We start from the raw sequence: 19,233 nt of genomic DNA on the forward strand, positions 1-19,233 counted from the left end.
TTGACCTTCGCCGTTGTTGGATTCTTTTCTTTCGCTTTTTGCCAATGTTCCTCAGAACAATAAAATTGAATGGCTGGGCAACAGCTGGTAGAAATGGACGTTGGCTCATTCGATTCGCAAGAAGAATCGCAGCATGCGTTGGTATCGGCAGCATCCGTTGTTCCCAAGCCTACAACCACGGTATCAGGATTGGCAACGGGCATGTTGTTTTTCACATCGATGGTAATCTTTTCACCGCAAAATGCACATTCCGATTCAATAACGGCATCTGTAAACATCGATGGAATGCCAAGGGCATCAATCGCACACATGGAATAAGCTGGCAACATTCCAGCCAATGTAACACGGTGTGGAGTCGGAACTCCTGAAAAAGGATACGCCACGTTCACATCCCCAGAGTTTTGGTCCCAGTGAATTAAATCCAATTCCCTTAAACGTTGAAGAGCAGATTGGACATCAATTTGTTCCTCTGTTGCAGTTAAATCATTGATGTTGACGATTTTTCCCTCAGCCATGAAAAGAAGAATGTCTAAACGGATACTATTTTCTGAAGGAGACAATAAACGGATTTTTCCCTCAAATCCTTCTTCTGGCAAACCAAGTGATTGTAACACCTTGTCCTTTAACGAAGTATTCAAATGATTTTGATTCATGTTGCTGCCTCCTCTATTTGATCTGCAATTATTTACAGGAATTTTTCTTCCTAGTACAGAATAAACCCTGTACCATAGTACAGGGTCAAGTATGATTTATTATTTTATCTTCTAAAACTAAACTATCCCATTAGTTAAGTATAACCTTACCATCTATTCTGAAATTTAACATAGATATCCAATTTTCTTTAAAAGTGTTGTTCCACAATCTGGCCCGATTATTGAACAAAATTAAAAAAGCCATTTAATTCATTAGTTCATGGACAAATCACCATAAACGACCGTTTTTGGTTATGAATAGAGAACTTCTCTAAAAACCTTAAAAACTACTTAAATACATAACCAAAAATATAACCAAAATCAAAAGACCAATATATCTATCTCTACCCCCTTTTTGGTATAGTTAAGGCATTAATAAGGGGGGATTCTTGTTGAAATTTGGATATGCACGTGTCAGTACACAAGATCAGTCATTATCGTTACAACTTGATGCATTGGCTCACTACGGAGTGGACCAGACTTTTGAAGAAAAAGAATCAGGTAAGAAAAAAAACCGACCACAGTTAGATGACCTTCTTAAAGTTTTACGTAAAGGCGACACGGTGGTTGTCTATAAATTAGATCGTATCAGTCGTAGTACCAAACATTTAATTGAGCTTATGGAACATTTTGAAGCAAAGGGAATTCATTTTGTCTCCATTCAAGACAAGATTGACACAACAACTGCTATGGGACGTTTCTTTTTCAGAATGTTGGCCAGCATAGCAGAATTAGAACGTGATATTATCAGTGAACGAACGAAAGATGGATTGACGGCTGCTAGAGCTAGGGGAAGAAACGGAGGAAGACCGAAAGTTGATTTAAAGAAAATAGAACTTGCTATAAAAATGTATGAAAGCAAAGATTACTCTTTATCTCAAATTAAGACGGCAACAGGGATTGGAGCAACAACCTTATACCGTTATCTAGATAAGAAAAAGATATCTGGCAAGGAGTTGTAGCATGAGAGGGAAAGAATTACTAACAGAAGATCAAAGAACGGAATTTGTACGAATTCCAGCTGATATGAGCGAAAGTGAACTAGAAACTTATTATACTTTTTCACAATATGACCTTGAAATTATTAAACGACACAGAAGAGATCATAATCGATTAGGCTTTGCTGTTCAATTATGTGTTCTACGCTATCCTGGATGGTCCCTTTCAGATGTTGGACCTATTCCAGATTACATAATCGAATACATAGCTAGCCAAATAGATGTTAATCCTAATTCATTTTCTTTATATGCCCAACGAGAGCCAACTAAACATGAGCATATGGAAGAAATCCGTCAAGTTTATGGTTATCAAAATTTTTCCTTAGGGAACTATCGCAAGGCAGCTCAGTTTCTTTTGAATCATGCCCTTCAAAATGGAAATTCAATGTATCTTCTTCGTACAGCACAAGAAGAACTACGTAATCAGAAAATTATTCTCCCTGGCATGACTACTATAGAAAGGCTTGTTTGGGAAACTCGTCAACGAGCAGAGGAAAGGATTTTTAAATCATTAACTTGTACTCTTTCCAAATGGCAAAAACAAAAGTTAGATAAACTTATAGATCCATTTGTAGACAATAGAAAAACCCCTTTAGCATGGCTGAGGGAGCTTCCCGGCCAATCTTCACCTGAAGCCTTTTTAAAAGTCATAAAGCGCTTAGAATATATTCGAGAATTAAAATTAGAAATAAATACAGAACAAATCCATCCCAATCGGTTACTTCAATTATCTCGTATTGGAGCACGGTATGAACCACACTCATTTCGAAGATTTAAAGAAATGAAGAAATATGCAATTCTTGTTGCCTATCTAGTAACACTAAGCCAAGATCTAATTGACCAAGCAATTGAAATTCATGATAGACAAATGATGATTTTACAATCAAAGGGTCGTAAAACACAAGAGGAAATGCAAAAAGAAAATGGAAAAGCAGTGAATGAAAAAGTCGTGCATTTTGCAGATATTGGTGCTGCACTTATTCAAGCACGAAATGAAGGGCTTGATCCATTTAATGCTATTGAAATGATTATGCCGTGGGATAAAATTGTTTCTTCCGTTGAAGAAGCCCAAAAATTAGCCCGACCGATGGATTACGATTATCTAGATTTGTTAGAAAATCGGTTTTCTTATCTAAGAAAATATACTCCTACTTTTCTTAAATCTCTTGAATTTCGTTCTACACAAGGTACAGAGCCATTATTGCAAGCCCTAAAAACGCTAAATGAAATAAATGAATCTGGTAAAAGAAAAATTCCAAATGATGCCCCGGTAGATTTTATTCCTAAACGTTGGAAGAAGCATGTTTATGGTGATGATGGAATAATTAACCGGCACTATTATGAGATGGCTGCACTAACAGAGTTGAAAAATCATATTCGTTCAGGCGACATATCCGTAGTCGGTAGTAGACTTCATAAAGATTTTGAAGAGTATCTTGTTCCTAAAAAAGATTGGACAACAACTCGTCTTACGGAAACTAAACTAGCCGTTCGTTCATCGGCAGATGAATATATTGAGGAAAGAAGAAAGTCACTAGCTCAACGCCTTACATGGGTTTCAAATAATCTTGATTCTCTAGAAGGAGTAAATATCGAAAAGGCTAAGATCCGAGTGGACCGTTTGGAGAAGAATACACCCGAAGAAGCGAGAGCTTTTAGCCTGTCTTTATATAATATGTTGCCAAGAATAAAGCTCACTGATCTTTTAATGGAGGTAGCACACTGGACAGGATTTGATGAAATGTTGATACATGCCTCAACCAATCGCCCACCAAAGGGAGAGGAAAAAGTAGTTCTCATGGCTGCTCTCATGGCGATGGGAACTAACATAGGTCTTACTAAAATGGCAGAAGCGACACCAGGAGTTACCTATCATCAAATGGCTAATGCAGCGCAATGGCGTTTATTCGATGATGCTATAAGTCGTGCACAAGCGACATTAGTAAATTTTCAACATAAGCTTAAACTAGCTTCCTATTGGGGAGATGGAAGTACCTCTTCCTCTGATGGAATGCGCGTACAGGTTGGTGTTTCATCGTTACATGCCGATGCCAATCCACACTACGGGTCTGGAAAAGGGGCAACCATTTATCGATTTACTAGTGATCAATTTTCAAGCTTTTATACGAAAGTCATTAATACCAATGCTCGTGATGCTGTACACGTTATCGATGGATTACTTCATCATGAGACAGATTTAAATATTGAAGAGCATTTTACAGATACAGCTGGCTACGCCGACTCAGTATTTGGATTGAGTCATTTACTAGGATTTCGCTTTGCACCAAGGCTACGTGATTTAGCTGACTCTAAGCTATTCACCATCCAAATGCCTAATGAATTCCCAAAACTAGAAAATATACTCCGTGGTCGTATTAATACTAAAATTATTCAAGAGAATTTTGATGACGTATTGCGCGTAGCTCATTCTATTCGAGAAGGAAAAGTGTCTGGTTCACTTATTATGGGGAAATTAGGGTCATATGCGAGACAAAATAAACTTGCAACTACTTTGCGAGAAATGGGGAGAATCGAAAAGACCATTTTTATTTTGGATTACATATCTAACGAAACACTACGCCGTCGAATTCAGCGAGGACTAAATAAAGGGGAAGCCATGAATGGGTTAGCAAGAGCCTTATTCTTTGGAAAACGAGGTGAGTTACGAGAACGAGGAATACAAGACCAACTACAACGTGCAAGTGCTTTAAATATTCTAATAAATGCTATTAGCGTATGGAATACCGTTTATCTTACAGAAGCAACAAAATTATTGAAGGAAAAGGGGAATTTGAGAGAAGATTTACTTAAACATGTTTCTCCGTTAGGATGGGAACACATTAATTTTCTTGGTGAATACAACTTTGATGCAAGTAAAGTAGCAAGTCTACATTCACTACGCCCTCTTATTCAATAATACTAAAAGCCGATGATTCCTTAGCGTAGGAAAAATCGGCTTTCTTTATGTCGAAATTTGCTTAGCGTATGTTTTCCGCGTTTTGTTGGTAGGACCCCATGCCCATCAACTTAAGAACGAAAACAAAATGAACTTTCGTTCAAACAAACTAAAAAACACGTAATGTACTTTTGGTATTGAAAAGTACACACACCAAATAAACTCTAACGAGTTTCATTTTAAAAATTATGCAGCTTTCTTTTGTTTTCCAAACCCATTATACTCATAGACAACACCCATAATATCAAAGATAGTTTTCTTCTCATATCGATGAGATTTCCGTCCATTCTTCTGTAGGAGGTCGAACAAACGGATTAAAATCTTTGTTAGATTTTGGGTGTTTCTCTGTATCGCTTGATATAACAGCGATACATGATCTTGAATCATCCCAATGGCTTTATATTCACTTAATTCTCTTTTGTTCTTTTGCAAAAGAAGTTTACGCATCTTAAACATCGTAGAAGAACAGATAAAGATGGCAATAAGTCTTCCATACACATGACATTCTAATCGCTCTTTTTTGATAGTTTGCCAATGATGAATTTGAAATAAGGATTTCCACGTTTTAAAAATAATTTCTATTTGCCAGCGAAGGGAGTAAAAGTCATGTATTTGTTCCATCGGAACAACTCCTTCAGGCGTATTTGAGACATATATGTTGATACCCGTTAATCGTTTACTCTTTTCTGAAAATGTAATACCCTTTTTACTTTCAGTGTAACTTTGTTTTTTTCTACGTTCCTGTATCTGTTTGTCTGTTAAACGATAGATAATTACACGTGTGAATAGTTTTTGATTCTTTCCAATGTAAGCTTCTTTTATTTCGTATGTTTGACCGGGTTTTAAATTGTTCATAATATGTTCTAAATCAACTTGGATATACTGTGATTGCTTTTTTACGGTTCCGTTTCGAAAGTATTCTGGAAACGGATTTTTTACATACACGGTATGGTTTAATTTTAATCTGGATATATAATAAGCACCTCGTTGATCCATTTGATCTAAGTCTTCTAATGAAAAATAACCTAAATCACGGATACATAAATCGCTTGGACGTAATGTGTCTAAGCATTCTGTTCCAAAGGTCTTATCATTATTTTTTCCTGGACCTATCTGAAAGTTTAGAAACTGTCCGCTATGTAAGTCATATTCTAATTGAATCTTGATACCCGCTGTTTGTGCACAACCACCTGATCCAGGATATACATGGGCTAAATGTTTTGGTACTTGGAAAATCGTCGCATCTAAAATACGAATTCGTTGAAAATACGTGAGCGCCGCGCTTGAAATGGCCGATGTTTCACAGATTTTACTTTTCCATAATGCCGAAAAAATATATTTCAAAAATTCAACCGCTTTTTTATCAAAGCGTTTATTGAGTCCTTCTGGACTCATAAGAGTGCCTGTGGCCGCATGTAATTGACTGCATAGTCGAACAAGCGAGTCACTCGCTGTACGTTGACTTACCCAAATACATATGGTAGCTAATTCATTTCCAGAAAACTTTCGTTTTCTTTTTACAAAACCTAATTCTTTTGCGAGTTCTTCCAAAAGAGAAGGGGTTAAATGACGATACAGTTCTTCAGAAAATAGTTGTAATTCATCTTGAATCGAAAGATTCATAAAAAATGTCACCCTTTCTAGCTAGCTTTTTAGAAAGAATAACGTTTTTTGTCACTTGGGGGTAGTGAAAATTCTTAAGTTGATGGGCATGTGGTAGGACCCCTAAATAAAAATAACGGCATAAACCCCTTAAATAACCGATTTTTCCTAACTAGCACTATATTAAAATTGTTAGTAAAATATTCCATTTATCTAATAATTTGTTATAATCGTATTTAATAAGAATTATTGTTAGTATTTTACAAATTTATGATGTATTCTCCTATCCAAAAAATAAAACATAATGCTACAAAGCCAACAAGATTTATCATTACTTCCTTTTTTGTAGGTCTGTCTCTAAATATAAAAGCGGATAAAAACAATAAAAACGCCATTCCATACAACCACCAAACTGTACGAGATATGCTAAACAACCCTATAGACAGTGCAACTACAATAATTACGTAAATACGTTCATTTTTTGAAGTAATCTTACCAAACATATTGACTCCTACCTCCTATTTTTAGAAAATAATTACTTTTCAGAGAATGACTGTATAATATATTGTATTAAATTTCTTATACAAATGAAAGGGGATTATTATGAAAAAAACATTATTAGCAGGAAGTTCATTGGTTTTATTACTAAGCTCAGGGTTTGCATTTAGTTCAACAACGCAAGCAGCAGAGAACAAGGAAGGAAATTCACCTGCAGTTTCTTACAACCAGGATGTATCAAAAGAAAATAGAGCAATTGATATTAGTTCATTACCTCAACAAGATTTAGACTCTTTATTCCTAAATGGACAAGCTCCCTTTAATCCAATAACACCTAAAGATTCGGATCAAATTCAATATGTTCACCCCACAGCTGGTACATTCAACTGGAAATATGTAACGACAACTTATGGAAACAATGTATTTTATAATGCCTCATATCGTTTTATGGTTAACGCAGCTATAGCAGGTTTAGGTGCTGGGGTTATAGCGAAAATCGGAAATACGTTTGCTTCTGGTGTAGCTGGGTATGTAATAGGTGGACTATCTCTTCCTAAAAGTAAAAACTATTGGTGGACTGTACAAAAATGGCAGGATCAAGATGCATACAATGTTTATATTAAATACAACATTAAAGTTTATTCTGATTCTGGACGTACAAAATTAGTTGATTCTTATACCGAGCAATTTGCACAAAGATATAGATAAAACCATTGCCGTAAAATATATTAAAGACTAACTATTAAATGGGTTTGCTTGTTTTCAAAATAAGCAAACCCTTCCCTATAAAACTACTTTTATTTTTTATATCACTTAAATTAGGAATCACAGTATAAACCACTTAATTTAGTCCCTCATATTTCCAAACGTTGACCAAAAAATGAAAATATGGTATGTTTACTTTAGATTAGTTATATATTGAATGCATATTCAGTATATATAAAGTATAGTACTTAACTGAATTGCATAAACTAAAAAAGACGAGATGCTGTCAACATCCCGTCTCATAACTGCTACTGTCAAGGTGGCTGTTATTATGCATTATCTTTTTCTTTTAGACCCACGCTTGTACTTTGGTCGGTGAAGCGCGGGTTTTTTGTTGTCTTTTTTTTCGAATTGCTTTTTCAGTGCGTATGCTGAAACCTCACGCACAACTGCTCTTGCAATTTCTTTTAAAAGTTCGAACAAAAATTCCATGTTATATCACCCCCTTTCCTTCCAAATGGAAAGAAGGGATAATAACAAGCCCACCTTCACACGATATACAGTTATACTTCTATTTTACCATACTTCAACAATCTAAAATAGAAAATCTGTCCAATTTTAGTCTGTATATAATCTTTTAGTTAAGGAGTTTTATAAGAATTTAGTTTACTATAATCTGAATATGTATACTGTATTTCTTGGATTTTTCATAATTGACCTTAGTTTCATATGCTATTTTTTGAGAATATAATTTCAAATAAAACGCCCTTGTAATTATCCGCTTTATTTTCCTTTATTTTCTAACTTATATATATTAACCCTTTTCTTGAAATTACAGTGATTTTTTTAGGAATGCACCCGAAAAGTGACCTCTCAAAATCGTCTGTAATCGTTTTTTGTGTTTAGGGTAATGTAATTGCACTCGGAAGAGAGAAAGTTTCTTAAAAATGAAAATAGAACCCTTTTAATGTTTTTTCATTTTTCAGGGATCTATTCTCTCTGGGATTTCTATTCTTCTATGTCTTCTTTTACTTCTGCAGATAAAATGTCTTCAGCAAACTTCTTGTAGCCATTATACCCTTTCTTTGCAGCCTTTTTCTTTATTGCTTCTACTACCTTTTCATCAAGATAGAGACTTAAATGCTGCTTTTTCTCTTTCGATTCTTCTTTTGATCTGTTTTCAATTCTTTCTTTGAAAATTTCCAAATCCTTTTTTAAGTACAATCGTTCAGTTGATTTCCCTTTAGCAATCTCTTTAAAGGGCAATATCCCATCTTTAGCTGCATTATGAACGTAAGTCTTAGACTTACTTAGAAATTCAGCTGCTTCTTTTAATGTTAAAGAGTCTTTGTATAATTCCTCTAACTTTTCTACATCTCCTTGCTCAAAGCGATATCCGCCATCTGCTTTCCAAGTGGCCATATTGATAGGTTCGATGTGTTTATACTTAATTAAATAGCCTAATTGATTTTTTGTTAAACCTACCCTATCGCATACCTCTTCTAAAGATAAATAGTCCATTTCTCACCTCATCCGAAACTTTCATTCTAGCTGTTGTTTAAATTTTCTTAGTTGATACTTTGTTAAACCGGTTTCTTTTACTACATCTGTGATTGAGTACTCTTTATACTGAAGATACTTAAAAGGATTTTCCATATAACGTTCCCGTACCTTATTAAATGTACTCTTTTTCGATAAAGAATTCAATTGCTCTCCTTTCTCTCGGATGGAATCGAAAATGGGACAACCTTTACAATGTTTGTAGTTTCTCTGTTTTGCCTGTTCTTGCTCATCTGTACAATTCACTGATAGGTTGTTCAGAGGGCAAATTGAACAATGGGTATCTTCTAAGTTATGGATTTCTTGTAAAATTTTCAGACGAAGACTAGTCAAAAAAATCTCCTCCTACCGCATTTGGATTGAAATGTACAAAAAAATCAATTAAACATTTCCATTATACATTACCTAAATAGAAACGTTAAATAATAAGCCAAAAATATATATTTAAACATTTCATTTTATACCACAATAAATTATGTATTTATTGTGGTATAATTAGAATTATAAAATTTTATATAAAAATATTTGTTTAATATTTAATTCTATAAAAGGTTGTGTTTAAATTTGAATATTATAAATTACGAACATAATAACCAAATTGTAAAATCAAAATCAGATTTTTTTGATAGCAGTCATTTTGAAAAAATTATGGGTTTGGGTATCCGTAATATTGACTACTCCCAATTAAGTGAAGAATCATTAGTTTATTTATTTTTACACGATGAGCCTTCTTTAACGAAAAAAAGAAGTGAGCGAACAAAACAACAGTATCTGCACGATCTTTCTCATTTTCTTCGCTACATAAAAGAAGCAATCGGAACCATCCAGGAGTTATCCCATAATGACGTGGAAATCTACTTCTATGAATTAAGTAAGAAATATGCTGCCACTACATTACGTAAAAAGAAAACAGTAGTTCAGCAGTTTTTAAAATATGTGTATGATAATAACGGACTCTCAGACAACTTTAGTAGTCGCCTTAAAAAAGTATCCGTAAAAAAAGAAGAGCTAGTCAATCGTGACCTTTATCCAGAAGAAGTTACCCAGATATTAGATGAACTGAAAAAATCCAACTATTTTGTTTACACTGCATTTTTCCTGTTAACTACAACAGGACTACGAATCGAAGAAATCGCAACTGCTAAATGGGCAGATTTGGTCTTTCATTCATCTTTAAATGCCTATCTACTTCGTGTAGTTGGTAAAGGGAATAAAAGTAGGGAAGTTCGTATCTTTGAAGATACATTGGATGCTTTATGCCATGTTCGAAGTTTACGTAAACAAACAACAAAACTAGATGCATCGAATACCTCCGCTTTTCTCCCTAAAGCTGATGGATCAAATTATAGAGCAGACTATCTATCTTCTCTTGTGGCAAAAAAAATTGAAGAAACAAATTTAACTTTTCTGCGCTATCGACAGGATAGAATTACTCCTCACACTTGTAGGCACTTCATGGCTAATTACTTAATGGAAAAGGGTATTGAATTAAAAAAAATCAGGGACTATTTAGGACATGAGTCTATTATGACGACGGAACGTTATTTAAGAGAACGTACAAGACGTCAAAACTTGGCCACAATAGATATTGGAAATTCATTATTTTAGTAAGTATATATAATAGGAAGATTCTCGATTCGATGTGTCGATTTTAGGAGTTAAAATTTCAATTCAATTCGGTTCTCGTTTTCAGTTTGTGAATTCTTCACATACATTTCACGAATTTCAAAATCGATATTTAGGAAATATCCCTAAAAACAACAAATGCGATTGCCTCTACTGAGACAATCGCATTCGAATTATTTAAGGCTCAACCCATTCCACTTCCAGGATCAGCCATTCTAGCTAATAATTGTTCTGAATCTTTTTTCACTAATTTGTTTGGTTGCTCTTTACTACCAGCAGCGGTGTAAACAATTCCTGCCGCTAAAACGATACTTGTTAATATAAATAATATTTTCTTCATATAGCACCACCTTCGTACATTATACCATTTCCATTAAATTCTACCACTATTTTTTTAGGGAATCTACAATAGAAGCGATTCCCAGCGCACTCTAGTAGCATAATTGACTTTTCAATTAAAGAAATATCATTCTTTGCTATCCCTAAATAGCAATATTGCATCGGTGTGAGCATACCATTTTTCTTTTCTATATCATTCAGGATTTCAACTGCTTTCTTGTGATTCCCTCTAATAATTTCTAAAAAAGATTTTTCTGCAGAATGATATATATCAATATTCTCCAATTCTTGCTTATTCACTAACTTAATAAAAGCATAGGTGTTAAGAATTGATTGCTTTCTTTGTTTTTCCCTTTCAAAATTACATGGTCCTAACTGCTTTAGTGCCTTCTTCATATACCAAGATGCACTATCATAACAATCAAAGGTATATGATTCTGCTATATAAGCAAGTGCTGATGCTCTTAAAAGGTGGAAACAATTTTTAGGATCATCTATCGCTAAAATTTCCTTACATAATTTCCTAGACATTTTAAGGTTATCTTGTACTAAATAGGCATAAGCTAATCCTTCTTTAATCCTACCTAAATAAGATGACTTAATAAAACTATCGGTAATTGCATTAATATCTGGAAGCAACATCTCGGCATACTCGAACAGAGAATTGTATTTTTCTAAATCATACATAGTGTAGTAAGTTAATATACCACATAAGACCTTCATCTCGATTGTCTTAATTATCTTACTCCCCTTATGGTCTTCAAGCCTGGATAACAATTCCTGCTTTTTAATCGTCCCGTTACTTCTAAGTAATACCATTTCATATACATAAGCCCACTCTCTATTCATTGCGAGTGAAGATTTTCTCTCTCGATCTACTAATAACTTGAGAAGTGATAAGTCACCTTTTGCATTCGCATATTCCATGGCAATCCTCAAGTTTTTCTTACTTGTTGTGACAGAACAGAAAGTGTGTAACATCTTTCTCTGTTTATGAAAATCACTCGGATATAATATATTCAGTAACTTGATTAAATTCCAAAATCCAAATTGGTTTTTTCCAGTTAAATTTTTAGAAAGAGTTCCAGGAGAAATACCAACTATTTTTGCAATATCTTCTTGATTTTTTCTTTGGAAATCAATTTCATCAATAATTCTATCCAAGAATTTCTTCAATGTTTGTTCCAAAGTTTTATCTTCTTTCTTAAGCATTTCGTTCATATTATTTCCCCTTCTAAATCTAAAAAAGAATGCTGCAATATCTCTTATTATATTATTCCAACCTAATGTTAGTATATGGTATTTTACCATAAGCATATCAAAAAATGTGTTATTTGTAGTTGTTATAATAGTATAACTGCATATGCAATTATGCATAAGTGTATCAAATGGCAAACTAAAAGGAGTCGAAGATGTTCGACTCCTTTTTTTACTTATTTTTTAATTTCAGCAAACTTATAGTTAAATTCTCCACCAAAGTCGTTTGTTATAATTCCGTTAATAGAAGAACGCTGTAAGTATGATCTGCCTGATTGATAAAATGGTGCGACCGCTCCATCTTCTAATAATATTTTTTCTGCTTGTTTCATTGCCTCCCAACGAGCAGTTTCATTACCAGCTAAATCTGTTTTCACTTGATGAATTAGTTCATCATATGCCTGATTTGAATACTTATCAAAGTTATAGCTACTATCTGTCGCGAATATATCTAAAAATGTGATTGGATCAGGAATATCGGGAGCCCATACATCAACACCTAAATCATAATTACTATTTAGTAGCAATTGAATTTGTTGTTTGCGCGGCTGCGGCTTCACATTGACCGTTAATCCCTCTAAATTCTTTTCTAATTCACCTTTTAAGTACTCCGCATTCTTTTTAGCAAACACATTATCACTTGTAAGCAATTCTAATGTTACCTGTTCTTTCCCAAGTTCTTGCTTTGCTTTCTTCCAGTTTTCCTTCGCTGCTTTCACATCATCTTTTACTAATTTTCCATTTTCCTTTCGGAAGTCTTTTCCGTCCGAACTTGTAGCAAAATCGACTGGTATAAAACCGTCTGCAGGAAGAGAACCATTATTCAAAACTGTATCTACAAAGGCTTTCTTATTCATTGCTTGACTGATTGCCAAACGAACATTTTTATTTTTTAATACTTCATTCTTTTGATTCATACGTAGGAATTGCACTGTAACTTCAGAACGTTCCTTGAAGTCGGGATTCTTTCTATATTTATCTACAAACTCACCTGTTAGTCCTACACGGTCAAGCTGACCTGATTCATATAGATTTATTTCTGTTGATTTATCTTTCACAATATCAAAGTTAATCTCATCTAATTTCACTGTTTTAGAATCCCAATAGTTAGGATTCTTTTTCAACTGAAAACCTTGTTCATGCTTCCAATTATCCAATGTAAACGCTCCGTTATAAACCAATTTGCTTGCTTCTAAGCCATACTGCTTTGCTTGTGATTCAAAATACTTTTCGTTAATGGGTAAAAACGTTGCGAACGTTGTCAATTCGATAAAATAAGGGACAGGCTTCTCTAATTGCACCTCTAATGTTTTATCATCTATTGCTTTTACCCCTAACTGATCTACAGGTAGCTCTTTACTATTAATTCTCTTTGCATTCTTTATATCAAAGAATAGAAATGCATATTCTGCTGCTGTATCAGGATTCACAGCACGTTTCCAAGAAAACGCGAAGTCAGCAGCTGTTACAGGCGTTCCGTTTGACCATTTCGATTCTCTCAAATGAAACGTGTACGTTTTTTTATCCTCACTTACGTCATAAGATTGTGCCACTCCAGGAATCAATTTATTATCTTCTCCTAGTGTGTACAGACCTTCAAAAACATTACGCATTACATTCATTGATTCACTATCAGTTGCCTTTGTTACATCCATTGTTGGGATCTCCGCTATATACGGTAAATTAATGGATTGTTTTGTTTCATTCTTGTCAGTTGCCTTTGCTGTATTTTTAGTCTCTTTCTCTCCACTACAAGCAGTTAATAGAAAACTAGTACATAAAACAGAAGCAACAACCGATGTAACCTTTTTAAACATCTTACTTTCTTCCTCTCTACATGTATGGTTTATATAATTAAATTATCCGTATATGGAATTTTACAGAATATCAGAAGAGAGTTTTCCATTCTCTAAACTTATTTCAGCATCTATTCTCATATATGTTGCATCTAATTAATAAACCACTTATCACTTTAATATTAAAAACGTAGCACTCTAAAGATTGTTGTGTCAATCACTAATTAATAATTTAAACGTGGTATGTGAAATTATGTTGGTAAAATAGACAGAATTATTCTCAACAAATACGAATACCCAAGTTATATTTAAAAACTACACATTAACTAGTATATTTAAATACCTGAATGTATTTCTTATTCATTGTTACTTGTTGGTATTTTCTTTAATTTAGGTGTTTCAGACCAAATTATCTTATGTGCCATGAATACTACGAAGGAAAAATAAACTACATATCCAATAGAAAAAATCATGAAATTAAAAACCGTTCCTCCAATATCATCTGGGAAAGTATTCAAAAGAAATCTAAAAGGAACATTATTAGGGTTAAGTATTACAGGAAAGAAATATAGCCAAAAACCTATTGTAACGATTACTTTTAACAACAAACCAACTTTATTCATCTTAATTCCCCATCCTTTCTCGCCTCTTTTTATTTAATAAAATATTTAGTTCCCTCTAATTTACCTACTAAATTCAGCCTTTCTCTTTGAATAAGGGAAAGGCTAGCAACTCGACCGCCCTCAAAATATACAATTACTTATTTAAGTTTACCATTTTTATCCCCTTATCATCTACTAACATAGAGGAATACAGTAGGAAAGAACTAGTAAAACTAAATGAAGATGTATTGTGTTATTTTCTCCACGGCACTCATCCTTAAAATTCCCAACAGGATTTCTTTTTGTCTGATGCATAGATTATATTCCTATGTTACCTTTAAAATAAATATATATTTCTCTATGGTTTTTTTGATTGGAGATTACCTCCCAACAAAGTAACTTCTGGTAACAATTTTGCACCCGTCATATAATGTAAATATTAATCTCTAAAACTAAGATATGTGAAATTACAAACTCAAATGGAGGATTCTTATGGATATATCCTTGAAAATAAGCAAGTCTCAAGATCCGCATAATACAGCTGTTAAAAACATTTCTTCCGTATTTAAAAAAGGATGGCTTACAAGTTATGATTACAAAAAACAAAAACCCACTCACTATCAAAGTCAACGAGCACCGGGGAATCTTTTCACAGCACAGACTATAAAACCGATTCTATATCTAACAAAATTGACTCACGCTGCTTTATATGAGGATCATAACCTAGTATCCTCTTTTCTAAAAAAAGAGGATACAGCCTGGAAAGAAGTTTTAAAACACAATGAAAACGGTGGTTTATGCATTTATGCAAGTGTTTTACTTTACTGTTTATTATTAGAATCAAATGAAATATCCAGAAATAAATTATCCTTTATGCAAGGCTATTATCACCATGAATTCCACGATCAACATATACTTAAAAATATGTATCAAAACGGTGCATTCGGACTTCATTCTTATATTCTCTATGAAGGGTACGTAGTTGACACTACAATCCATCAAATTGCCTTTAATTATTATCCTGGTGAACACAAAGAATTTAATTTTATCGGTGAAATCACCGGTGGTATTAACCTATATGGATTTAAAGAAACAAATAAAACTGTACATAAATATGCGAAAAAGTTTGCTAGAGATGCCGATATGACTATTGAAACTTGGATTAACTATCACCAATCAATAATGAATGAATACATTTCAAATCAAATTTCACTTCTAAATGATAAAAAGGACTCATGATTCATTCAAAGAGTCCTTTTCTTTCCCGATTTCTTTTATTCTTATTTTTCATTATGTACCATGTACCTCCTTTATTATATAAGCAGCTCTCCTATAATAAGAATCTAGTGAATTATATGCGGTACTTTAAATTTTTTTCAACTCTTAATAGTATCTCTTTTTTATCTACCACTAACGGTAGTGAAAACACAGCTGTATTTTCTAAATCTTCTCTTCTATATCTTATTAGCGATTGAATCATTTTTTCACATTACGTTTCATACTGTTAAAATCGACTTATATCATATAGAAGCAGATAAGACCAATTCAACTTAGGTATAGCAATCAAACATTCGCTACGGCTCACCTCTTCCATATACACATCATATGTGTTTTCTCGTACCTTAAAAGTATGTCTCTTCATGCGAAATTCTCCTTTTCAGTTATAATATCTTTCAAGTTAAAGATTGGACACCATTTTCCCAGGATACAATTCCTCCATTGCTTCGACAGTAAATATCCATTCTCCCCTTTGCTTCCCTTCGGGTTTATAATATTTCGCTTTCCCGTCTTTAATTAATCTATTTAACATATCACTATTTTTCAATCTATTTAATTTCATATGTAAGCTGTCAAGTGAAACTCCCAAACGATCACACGCTTCTCTTGGTGTCATAATTTCATCTAAAGTAAATAACATTCTCTCATCTCCTATTTCTGTTATTTATAAGTAACTCTACTTCTTATTTTATGTTATTTACAACTAACATTCCAGTTTTTTACATATAATTTTACAAAGTTTTTACAAGGGATATGCTATAACATGGCGAAAACAAAAAATATAATCATATCGTTTTACTTCTATTTATAAAGGAGATGGAGAAATGTATTTTTCAAGCGAAGAACACGAACGGAATTACATTAAATTATTAGATGCTAAAAAAATTGAACCTGGTGATGATCCTGAATACGAGGCAGCTTTCTACATAACTGCACATCCTGAAATTCACAATTGTTTTGATTGGAATTTATTTAAGACAGAATACTCCCCATTAGGTGCATTGATTTCTCCTGAAGAGGATATAAAAGGAGTAAATCCTGGCGCGCTTACTGGAACAACACTACCACTTGTTAAAGCTGGACAATCATTATTTAACGGATATAAAGTAAATTTATCGGATTTACCTTTATATAATGAAGAACTTTTCCAAGTGTTTTTTCAGGCATGTAAAATAAGATGGCGTGTAACTTTATAAAAAATTCTATTTAATAAAAACTTAGATCGAGTTTTTTCTATTTTTGTTGCATACGATACAACAGCTTATTTAAAAACCTGTTGTATCCATTAATCAGTTGTGCAATTTCTTGTTTTGAAATAAACTTTTCTAATTTATTTCAAATACCCTTTATAAAAGAACGTAGGTTCGTGTATAATAAAAAAACGAACCTACGTTCTTATTATATTTAAGGGGGAATCAGGGTGTATGACTATTCAATCCTACCAAATAGAATCATCTTATGTGTTGATTTACGAAGTTTTTACGCTTCAGTAAGCTGCATCAAAATGGGATTAAATCCTATGCATACCAAATTGGCTGTAGTAGGTGATGTGAATAGAAATGGTTCAATCGTTCTAGCTGCAACACCCCCATTAAAAGCGTTGGGTGTAAAGAAGATGGCAAGGCTCTACGAGATTCCTCGTCGCAAAGATATTCTAGTTGTAAATCCAATTATGGGGACTTATATTAAATGCTCCAACTACATAACAAAGTTAGCTTTGCAATACGTTCCTTATGAGGATTTTCACCAATATAGCATAGATGAATTTCTGATGGACGTTACTGACAGCATTCATTTATTCGCTAACGATCCCTATGAATTTGCTATGAAATTCAAACGTGAAATATATGAACATACACGCATTGAATGTACCATCGGAATAGCTCCGAACCCTTTAATGAGCAAGGTTGCTTTAGATATTGAAGCAAAGAAGAACAAAGAAGGAATCGCTCATTGGAAGTATGAAGATGTCCCAACTAAATTATGGAGCATACGGCCACTTAATAAGTTTTGGGGTATTTCGTACAAAACAGAAGAAAAGTTGAATCGAAAAGGGATATACTCAATTGGAGATTTAGCAAATTATCCACTTAAATATTTAAAGCAGAGTTTTGGCAAGATTGGTGAGGAATTGCACTTACATAGTAACGGCATTGACTTCAGCCGTATTTCAGAGAAATATGTCCCTGCTACAACTTCAATTGGAAAAAGCCAAATTCTAATGCGTGACTATACAATAGAAGAGTTTCCGATTGTCCTACTGGAACACATTGAAGAAGTCTGTTATCGCCTTAGAAGACAAAACAAACTTGCTCAAACCGTTCATTTTTCTGTTGGTTATAGCAAGAGTTATAACGGTGGTATTAGAAAAACACATACTTTAAGTCGTCCGACTAACTTAACAATGGATATTTATAAGATTTGTACATACTTTTTACATGAACAATATACTGGAGAACCTATCCGCAGCATAAGCATCTCTTTAACGAATCTAATTCAAGAAGGGGAGGAACAAATTTCTCTTTTCGATAATGTCACGCAACGAGAAAAAGAAGTAAAACTAACAAAAGTAATGGATGAAATACGCACAAGGTTTGGGAAGAACAGTATTTTGCGGGGGATTTCCTACACGCATAGCGCCACAGCTAGATACAGAAACACACTAATAGGGGGCCACAAATCGTGAACAATGCTAATATGCCAAAAGGAAGAAAAATGGTCAAATGGACTCCATTCGCAGCGATGCCAGAGCAATTCGCTGGTATCCGTGAAATTATTAAAGAAAAGACGAAGGTAGAACGACCTACATTAACTCAGGATGAACAAGAACGAATTGAGAACATGCTCTTATGTTCATTAGTATCAGAAGAGGAAATAATGATTACATATTATGAGGATGGTTATTTGCTCTCTAGTTATATGACCGTTGTTGATATTGACCCGTCAAATAGCGCTGTTGTATGTACAGATGCTTTTTATAACAAGATGAAATTGCAATTCGCTAATATAGTAGATGTAAAATAGAATAAAATGCTATACTCACGTTTGGATCATTATTATGAAAATACGTTAGTTTTTCAGAGTGAATTTTAGGTTTTTGTTATACTTAAATTTATATATAACAAAAATAAGATTTGTTGTGTTAAAATGAAATGGATATGAAAAATTGCTGATATATGTATTTAGTGTAAAAGTAGTGTTAGTAAAGTATTGGTGGTTCAAGTCAAAGAAAAAAGACATGAATTTCTTAAATATATATAACCATTATTAAACATTAAAATATAAAGCTTGTATCGACGATTACCTGGTAATTTTCGATACAGG

20 protein-coding genes are annotated in these 19,233 nt (G+C 33.6%); 8 read left to right on the plus strand and 12 right to left on the minus strand.

Translation table 11 applies throughout. The features are described from left to right. The coding region (merB, locus tag KVT31_RS28635; protein ID WP_217613680.1) for an organomercurial lyase at nt 1-653 on the minus strand (653 nt) is incomplete at its 3' end. Nucleotides 654-1,084: 431 nt separating this feature from the next. Here merB and KVT31_RS28640 point away from each other — a divergent pair. Next, nucleotides 1,085-1,654: a recombinase family protein gene (locus tag KVT31_RS28640; protein ID WP_000668443.1), complete on the plus strand. Its 570-nt coding sequence runs from the start codon at nt 1,085-1,087 to the stop codon at nt 1,652-1,654. A 1-nt stretch (nt 1,655) separates the two neighbouring features. Then, nucleotides 1,656-4,607, plus strand: coding sequence for a Tn3 family transposase (locus tag KVT31_RS28645; protein WP_046199625.1), 2,952 nt, complete (start codon nt 1,656-1,658; stop codon nt 4,605-4,607). Nucleotides 4,608-4,832: 225 nt separating this feature from the next. Here KVT31_RS28645 and KVT31_RS28650 read toward each other — a convergent pair whose 3' ends face one another. Both KVT31_RS28650 and KVT31_RS28655 read right to left on the minus strand, forming a co-directional pair. Beyond that, nucleotides 4,833-6,269 carry an IS4 family transposase gene (locus KVT31_RS28650; RefSeq protein WP_001053964.1) on the minus strand — a complete coding sequence of 479 codons (1,437 nt, stop codon included), beginning with the start codon at nt 6,267-6,269 and terminating at the stop codon, nt 4,833-4,835. A gap of 239 nt (nt 6,270-6,508) precedes the next feature. After that, entirely contained in the window at nt 6,509-6,751 is a 243-nt protein-coding gene (locus KVT31_RS28655; RefSeq protein WP_000467112.1) for a hypothetical protein, read from the minus strand. A 100-nt stretch (nt 6,752-6,851) separates the two neighbouring features. Between KVT31_RS28655 and KVT31_RS28660 the strand changes: the two genes are divergently transcribed. After that, nucleotides 6,852-7,454: a hypothetical protein gene (locus tag KVT31_RS28660; RefSeq protein ID WP_000751948.1), complete on the plus strand. Its 603-nt coding sequence runs from the start codon at nt 6,852-6,854 to the stop codon at nt 7,452-7,454. A gap of 333 nt (nt 7,455-7,787) precedes the next feature. On the opposite strand, the gene KVT31_RS28665 is transcribed toward KVT31_RS28660, so the two are convergent. From KVT31_RS28665 to KVT31_RS28675, 3 genes are all read right to left on the minus strand, one after another. Beyond that, on the minus strand, nt 7,788-7,943 hold the full coding sequence (locus KVT31_RS28665; RefSeq protein WP_000394773.1) for a hypothetical protein: 156 nt from the start codon (nt 7,941-7,943) through the stop codon (nt 7,788-7,790). Between the two features lie 516 nt (nt 7,944-8,459). Continuing rightward, nucleotides 8,460-8,972: a helix-turn-helix domain-containing protein gene (locus KVT31_RS28670; protein WP_000385108.1), complete on the minus strand. Its 513-nt coding sequence runs from the start codon at nt 8,970-8,972 to the stop codon at nt 8,460-8,462. A gap of 21 nt (nt 8,973-8,993) precedes the next feature. Continuing rightward, complete coding sequence (locus KVT31_RS28675) at nt 8,994-9,344, minus strand: zinc-finger domain-containing protein (RefSeq protein WP_000202840.1); 351 nt, start codon at nt 9,342-9,344, stop codon at nt 8,994-8,996. A gap of 231 nt (nt 9,345-9,575) precedes the next feature. Here KVT31_RS28675 and KVT31_RS28680 point away from each other — a divergent pair, with 231 nt between their 5' ends. Continuing rightward, entirely contained in the window at nt 9,576-10,619 is a 1,044-nt protein-coding gene (locus KVT31_RS28680) for a tyrosine-type recombinase/integrase (RefSeq protein WP_001021532.1), read from the plus strand. A 202-nt stretch (nt 10,620-10,821) separates the two neighbouring features. Here the strand turns inward: KVT31_RS28680 and KVT31_RS28685 are convergent, their stop codons facing one another. The 4 genes from KVT31_RS28685 to KVT31_RS28700 form a co-directional block, all read right to left on the minus strand. Next, on the minus strand, nt 10,822-10,977 hold the full coding sequence (locus tag KVT31_RS28685) for a hypothetical protein (protein WP_000721800.1): 156 nt from the start codon (nt 10,975-10,977) through the stop codon (nt 10,822-10,824). Continuing rightward, entirely contained in the window at nt 10,974-12,197 is a 1,224-nt protein-coding gene (locus KVT31_RS28690; protein WP_001004561.1) for an AimR family lysis-lysogeny pheromone receptor, read from the minus strand. The genes KVT31_RS28685 and KVT31_RS28690 overlap by 4 nt, the downstream gene beginning before the upstream one ends. A 212-nt stretch (nt 12,198-12,409) precedes the next feature. Next, nucleotides 12,410-14,050: a peptide ABC transporter substrate-binding protein gene (locus KVT31_RS28695; protein WP_000475303.1), complete on the minus strand. Its 1,641-nt coding sequence runs from the start codon at nt 14,048-14,050 to the stop codon at nt 12,410-12,412. A 335-nt stretch (nt 14,051-14,385) separates the two neighbouring features. After that, entirely contained in the window at nt 14,386-14,652 is a 267-nt protein-coding gene (locus KVT31_RS28700) for a hypothetical protein (RefSeq protein ID WP_001045035.1), read from the minus strand. 471 nt (nt 14,653-15,123) lie between these two features. On the opposite strand from KVT31_RS28700, the gene KVT31_RS28705 reads away from it, so the two are divergent. Then, nucleotides 15,124-15,870, plus strand: coding sequence for a hypothetical protein (locus tag KVT31_RS28705; protein WP_000355316.1), 747 nt, complete (start codon nt 15,124-15,126; stop codon nt 15,868-15,870). Between the two features lie 265 nt (nt 15,871-16,135). Here the strand turns inward: KVT31_RS28705 and KVT31_RS31080 are convergent, their stop codons facing one another. Both KVT31_RS31080 and KVT31_RS28715 read right to left on the minus strand, forming a co-directional pair. Next, nucleotides 16,136-16,273, minus strand: coding sequence for a YueH family protein (locus KVT31_RS31080; protein WP_154698455.1), 138 nt, complete (start codon nt 16,271-16,273; stop codon nt 16,136-16,138). Between the two features lie 36 nt (nt 16,274-16,309). Then, on the minus strand, nt 16,310-16,549 hold the full coding sequence (locus tag KVT31_RS28715; RefSeq protein WP_000899536.1) for a helix-turn-helix domain-containing protein: 240 nt from the start codon (nt 16,547-16,549) through the stop codon (nt 16,310-16,312). A gap of 184 nt (nt 16,550-16,733) precedes the next feature. On the opposite strand from KVT31_RS28715, the gene KVT31_RS28720 reads away from it, so the two are divergent. The 3 genes from KVT31_RS28720 to KVT31_RS28730 all read left to right on the plus strand — a co-directional run bounded on the left by KVT31_RS28720 (nt 16,734) and on the right by KVT31_RS28730 (nt 18,933). Next, nucleotides 16,734-17,105, plus strand: coding sequence for a hypothetical protein (locus KVT31_RS28720; RefSeq protein WP_000273950.1), 372 nt, complete (start codon nt 16,734-16,736; stop codon nt 17,103-17,105). A 224-nt stretch (nt 17,106-17,329) separates the two neighbouring features. Beyond that, entirely contained in the window at nt 17,330-18,595 is a 1,266-nt protein-coding gene (locus KVT31_RS28725; RefSeq protein ID WP_000272590.1) for a Y-family DNA polymerase, read from the plus strand. Further along, nucleotides 18,592-18,933 carry a YolD-like family protein gene (locus KVT31_RS28730; protein ID WP_001057823.1) on the plus strand — a complete coding sequence of 114 codons (342 nt, stop codon included), beginning with the start codon at nt 18,592-18,594 and terminating at the stop codon, nt 18,931-18,933. The genes KVT31_RS28725 and KVT31_RS28730 overlap by 4 nt, the downstream gene beginning before the upstream one ends. The last annotated feature ends 300 nt before the right edge of the window (nt 18,934-19,233 follow it).

The organism is Bacillus sp. GbtcB14 (genome assembly GCF_019091205.1).
GTDB classification, from domain to species: domain Bacteria; phylum Bacillota; class Bacilli; order Bacillales; family Bacillaceae_G; genus Bacillus_A; species Bacillus_A cereus_AG.

What these genes read in the sequence shown, in the direction of transcription:
- KVT31_RS28645 (WP_046199625.1), top strand. Translation starts at nt 1,656, where the DNA reads ATGAGAGGGAAAGAATTACTAACAGAAGATCAAAGAACGGAATTTGTA.
- KVT31_RS28650 (WP_001053964.1), bottom strand. Translation starts at nt 6,269, where the DNA reads ATGAATCTTTCGATTCAAGATGAATTACAACTATTTTCTGAAGAACTG.
- KVT31_RS28655 (WP_000467112.1), bottom strand. Translation starts at nt 6,751, where the DNA reads ATGTTTGGTAAGATTACTTCAAAAAATGAACGTATTTACGTAATTATT.
- KVT31_RS28660 (WP_000751948.1), top strand. Translation starts at nt 6,852, where the DNA reads ATGAAAAAAACATTATTAGCAGGAAGTTCATTGGTTTTATTACTAAGC.
- KVT31_RS28665 (WP_000394773.1), bottom strand. Translation starts at nt 7,943, where the DNA reads ATGGAATTTTTGTTCGAACTTTTAAAAGAAATTGCAAGAGCAGTTGTG.
- KVT31_RS28670 (WP_000385108.1), bottom strand. Translation starts at nt 8,972, where the DNA reads ATGGACTATTTATCTTTAGAAGAGGTATGCGATAGGGTAGGTTTAACA.
- KVT31_RS28685 (WP_000721800.1), bottom strand. Translation starts at nt 10,977, where the DNA reads ATGAAGAAAATATTATTTATATTAACAAGTATCGTTTTAGCGGCAGGA.
- KVT31_RS28690 (WP_001004561.1), bottom strand. Translation starts at nt 12,197, where the DNA reads ATGAACGAAATGCTTAAGAAAGAAGATAAAACTTTGGAACAAACATTG.
- KVT31_RS28695 (WP_000475303.1), bottom strand. Translation starts at nt 14,050, where the DNA reads ATGTTTAAAAAGGTTACATCGGTTGTTGCTTCTGTTTTATGTACTAGT.
- KVT31_RS28700 (WP_001045035.1), bottom strand. Translation starts at nt 14,652, where the DNA reads ATGAATAAAGTTGGTTTGTTGTTAAAAGTAATCGTTACAATAGGTTTT.
- KVT31_RS28705 (WP_000355316.1), top strand. Translation starts at nt 15,124, where the DNA reads ATGGATATATCCTTGAAAATAAGCAAGTCTCAAGATCCGCATAATACA.
- KVT31_RS31080 (WP_154698455.1), bottom strand. Translation starts at nt 16,273, where the DNA reads ATGAAGAGACATACTTTTAAGGTACGAGAAAACACATATGATGTGTAT.
- KVT31_RS28715 (WP_000899536.1), bottom strand. Translation starts at nt 16,549, where the DNA reads ATGTTATTTACTTTAGATGAAATTATGACACCAAGAGAAGCGTGTGAT.
- KVT31_RS28720 (WP_000273950.1), top strand. Translation starts at nt 16,734, where the DNA reads ATGTATTTTTCAAGCGAAGAACACGAACGGAATTACATTAAATTATTA.